Here is a 505-nt window from a genome sequence, read left to right as displayed (position 1 = left end):
GTCATTCCTTTTGTTGGTTAGGGGCACTACGACTAAATGGATTTAGGAGGTAGAGCGACGCAGGATGCCAAAGCCGAGACATTCATCGGTTAACCTTACGAAGGCGCTATTCAAGTCAGTTGGCTCATAAGTCCAGTTAGTTTCAGGCTCAGCTAAGGTGTAAACAATTTTGCTCATTGTTAATGCGCACCAATGGGGTGTCTAATCAAGACCTAGTAGCTTATACAGCGACTATATTTACCTGCGATATGTTGCTTAAAACAAATAGGCCACAAATAACACGCGATAGTTCTTTCTTATCTAGTTAGGCGTTCAGCTCACCCCATTGTGCGACTTAAGCTTTTAAAAAACGTTCATCATCAAATACCGTTTTATTCTTTAACATGAAATAGACTGCTCGACCAAGCTTGTGTGCTAAAGCCGATAACGCTTTGGCTTTGCTCATGCGTTTTTGCAGTTTGTTTAGGTAGCGTCTAGCTTTGTCATTACCTCGTAAATAGAGCAC

Annotated in this window: 1 pseudogene; it reads right to left on the bottom strand. The window is 41.8% G+C overall.

The window, feature by feature from the left end:
• Window positions 1-334 precede the first annotated feature (334 nt).
• Window positions 335-505, bottom strand: a pseudogene (locus tag Q4575_RS19775) (IS110 family transposase); the annotation flags it as partial.

Source organism: Psychrosphaera sp. 1_MG-2023, assembly GCF_030548245.1.
Lineage (GTDB): Bacteria > Pseudomonadota > Gammaproteobacteria > Enterobacterales > Alteromonadaceae > Psychrosphaera > Psychrosphaera algicola.
The sequence above is the reverse complement of the archived record's forward strand: the minus strand, read 5'-3'. Positions and strand labels throughout refer to the sequence as shown.